The organism is Roseimarinus sediminis, from assembly GCF_050433125.1.
GTDB lineage: Bacteria > Bacteroidota > Bacteroidia > Bacteroidales > Prolixibacteraceae > Roseimarinus > Roseimarinus sediminis.
In genome coordinates this window covers 1-4,073 of the sequence record NZ_JBNPXV010000032.1, presented here as the reverse complement: position 1 = coordinate 4,073, position 4,073 = coordinate 1, and the positions used below count along the sequence as shown (strand labels likewise).

Sequence of the window (4,073 nt, the reverse complement as noted above, 5' to 3'; positions counted from 1 at the left end):
CACGTACGGTTTGATGCAGGGGGCACTGATAGTTTATCCAGAATGCGTACATTTATAAGTGCAAATTTTGAATGAGCTATCAGGCTCTACTCTACCCGCCAAGTGTAAAAGACAGCAACGCAGTGCAATAACAATCAAAAAAGACAATGATAAAATGAACAGCCAACGCACAAAACAACACATTTGCAAGCTCTAACACACAAGTCAATGCTTCAGCTTGCAAAAGAGTTGTTTTCTTGCCTACGCACTATAGATACTGAATAATGATAAAAACTGAATACGGAAATTTTGACGGAGACAAATGGGAATTAATTTGTCAATTATGCTTTAAAAAGCGATATGAATCAGAATCTTATTTTGAGATTAAGGCTACTCCCGGTGATTTTGGTATTGAAGGATTTACTAGAGCAGGAAAAGCGTTTCAATGTTATTGTCCTGACGAGCATTATACGCAAGACGAATTATATGAGAAGCAGAGAGACAAAATTACCAAAGACTTAAAAAAACTTCAAACTTATGAAAAGCAGCTAGCTAAAAAATTAGGTGGCACTAAGATCAATAAATGGTATTTTGTTACACCTAATTATAGTAGAAATGATATTATTGATCATTGTACAAAAAAAAGAGATGAAATAAGAGCTCTAAATCTTTCTATAATTGACAACTTAGATTTTGAAGTAATCCCCTGGGATATTGACTATTTGAAACCAGAAATTCACACCTTCACGAAAATAACTGACCATAAAATAGATATTACTCCAAAAGATAAAATATCTCCAGAGGAAAGATTGAAATGGAAAGGAAAAGAAATTTCTCTTGTAGAACATGCCCAAAGAAAACACAGTTTAAGATTTGACAGTAGTACAACTGGTTTAGAAAAGAAAGTTGATGATTTAACTGAAAAAAGTATAAGCCACTTCTTAGACGGTAATAGCATCTTAAAAAAATGGTCAAATGACTATCCTGATGATTATGAGAAATTTGTTAAGATAATAAGTCAGGTAGAGGAACAAGTAATTGAAGAGTGTATGTTTCCTAGCTCCAATAACAATGAACGTTATAAAGGCTTTGCAACCCTTTTATATGATAAAATAAGAAAAAGCTTTCCATTTATCGAGGATACAATGGTACAAAACCTTTGTAATCAAGTAATGGCGGACTGGATTTTACGTTGTCCCATAAATTTCGAGTAATATGAACGACTATACTATAAAAAATATAACATTTTCGAAAAAGCCTATTTCCGTCCCTGCGGATTATCGACCAGCATATAAAATTGCTCAGATTTGTTTGATTTTAAAGCATTCATGTATTGGAGAAAAATCAAGTTTATTAAAGTTACACCTCATTACATGGGCTTTTAAAAGCATTGAAAACAGACAAACACTTTTAGCATTTATATCCAATTCAAATAATTCGGATTTATCCGTTTGGGGGATTGAACCAACACTAAACCGAGCGTTGCATTTAGCCGTTGCAGATAACTTTTGTTCTTACCAAAAAGCAAATTACAAGCTTGAAGAAAAAGGACTTGAATTTGTCAAGAAAATTGAGGAGGATGGAGATATTTTGACAGATGAGATTTCACTCTTAAAACAAATAGGCAAAAAAGGTATTACAGAAAAATCGATACAAAATCTAACCAATAAATGGACCTTATTCAATGATTAAAATAAACGCAATAAAAATAGAGGTAAATACAAATTCTGGGCTATATGGTGCAGAATATGAATTCACTAAAGGATTTAATATTATTAGAGGAGATAATACTTCCGGTAAAAGTAGTTTGTTTCAATCCATTCTATATTGTCTTGGATTTGAAGAATTAATAGGTGGAAAAAATGAAAAGACAATGCAATCAGTTCTAAAGGATATTGTTGAATATCCGAAGGGCACAATTCATCGAGTACTCCAATCCTTTATATTACTAGAATTTGAAAATAAGCAAGAGGAGATTGTCACAGTAAGACGAAGTGTAATAAGTTCGTCTAGAGCTCCTCAATTAGTTGATGTTTATAAAGGAGCCTTATTGACAGGACAAAATAAAAGTCTTATTTCGCAGCCCATGTTTATCCATGATAAAGGCGGAGCATCAGATGATATTTATGGGTTTCACTTATTTTTAGAAAAGTTTCTTGGTTGGGACTTGCCGTATGTGTTTAACAAAGCAGGAGAAAGAAGGAAAATATATATTCAGCAGGTTGCACCTTCCTTTATAATTGAGCAGAAATCAGGTTGGTCTGATTTCTTCGCAACCATGCCGTTTTACGGCTTAACAAATAAAGAGGCTAGAGTAATTGAGTTCCTGCTTAACTTAGATGTATACGAAAATTTGCAGATAAGACAGAATCTAAATACATCAAAACGAATTTTAGATGACAAATGGGATAGACTTCATAGACAATTATTTCGTCTGGCTGAAAAAGGCGGAGGTAAGCTGGTCAATTTAGAACAAAAACCAACCATCTTAAACAAAACTAATCCAATTTCAATTTTACTATCACAGGATAATCAAAATTATTCTATTCCCGACTTTATTGAATTACAAAATGAAAGATTAGTAGAATTAGAAACTCGAATAATCCCTAAAGTTTCTGAAAGGATTGAGCAAAATGAAGCGAAAATTGATTCAATAACTGATAGTATCAATGCAGTTACATTAAACTATGAATTACTTTCTGAAGAGGTAGGTTTTGATAAAGATAAATTGAAACGATATGAAGCTCAATTGGAATCTTTGAAAGAAGATTTAAGGAAAAACAAAGGTGCTCAAAAAGTAAAAAAGCTCGGTGCTGAATTAGATAGTAAAATGGCAAATGATTTATGTCCAACTTGTGAACAACCCATAAAAGATTCTCTTTTGCCATCGGACATTGAACAAAATCCAATGCTTATTGAGGATAATATTGTTTTTATTGAAGCTCAGATAAAAATGATTAAAGTCTATATAGAAGGTCTTGAATTTAGTATATCAGAGAAAGATGAGCGGATAAACAGGATTAGAATGAATCTTTCTAATAAACGTCAATCCTTACGTGAGCTAAAAAGAGAGTTGATTGCAGATGATAGACTTCCATCAGAATTGGAGATCGAGAAGAAATTAAATATTAAGAAACGAATTGAATTTTACACAAAATATCTTGAAGATTTCAATGAATTATTAGATGAAGCAAAACAACTCTCACGAGAACATGAACAACTATTAAAAGACCAAGAAAATCTCCCAAAAGATTTCCTATCACTGGACGACAGAAAAAAACTTGATTATTTATCGATACAATTCAAACGTTTACTATCTGACTTCGATTATAAAAGTAAATCCAATGATTTCATCACAATCTCAACAGATAATTATTTACCATTAGCGCAAAAAGGAGGTGATGCAAATTTGAGCTATGATTTAAAATTTGATTCTTCAGCAAGTGATTTTATTAGATGTATTTGGGCATACACTTGTAGTTTATATTTAACCTCGAATAAGTTTAATACAAATCACCCAAATCTGTTAATGTTTGATGAACCAAAGCAGCAAGATATTTCATTAAGCCATTTTAGAAGCTTCTTAACCGAACTTTCAAGTTATGAGGGAGCACAGATTTTATTATTTGCATCTTTTGAGAATTCCGATGAGTCATATCAAAATGCGACAAAAGATTTAGAATTTAATCTGGTATTTATAGATAAAAAACTAATTAAACCAATTGGCAATGATTCCCTTGCTTCCTAGTCAAGCACATTGGCAGGTCACACAAGCCGACACACAACCAAAACCAGCCAAAGAGCTTGCCTATCCACTGCACGGCGGGCAGACAATAATTAGTAAATTGAAATTAATATGACTAAAATAAACACCAGGCGGTAACATTTTGTATATTCCATAGGGGTTTCAGCGGTATGCTTACGGCGGATTTCCGCTTATTATCTCGTCCGTATCCGGACAGATAATCTCACGCAATCCCCTACGTAACATACAATTTTCCGTCAGACTGTCTAAAAACCCTTGATAACTATGTTGATAAATAGAATGGAATACATTCTTTAATGAGCTTCATATTTTGTATCTTAATACCATA

General features: G+C 32.7%; 3 protein-coding genes. All 3 read left to right on the top strand.

What is annotated here, in order from left to right:
- The first annotated feature begins 263 nt into the window (after nucleotides 1-263).
- Genes FHS86_RS18975 through FHS86_RS18965 form a run of 3 tightly spaced genes read left to right on the top strand, consistent with a single transcriptional unit; the run spans nucleotide 264 to nucleotide 3,727 of the window.
- Nucleotides 264-1,193 carry a hypothetical protein gene (locus FHS86_RS18975; protein WP_429417592.1) on the top strand — a complete coding sequence of 310 codons (930 nt, stop codon included), beginning with the start codon at nucleotides 264-266 and terminating at the stop codon, nucleotides 1,191-1,193.
- 1 nt (nucleotide 1,194) lies between these two features.
- Nucleotides 1,195-1,671 (top strand): hypothetical protein, encoded by a 477-nt coding sequence (locus FHS86_RS18970; protein WP_429417590.1) that lies wholly within the window; start codon nucleotides 1,195-1,197, stop codon nucleotides 1,669-1,671.
- Entirely contained in the window at nucleotides 1,664-3,727 is a 2,064-nt protein-coding gene (locus tag FHS86_RS18965) for an AAA family ATPase (RefSeq protein ID WP_429417587.1), read from the top strand. The genes FHS86_RS18970 and FHS86_RS18965 overlap by 8 nt, the downstream gene beginning before the upstream one ends.
- Nucleotides 3,728-4,073: the final 346 nt, after the last annotated feature.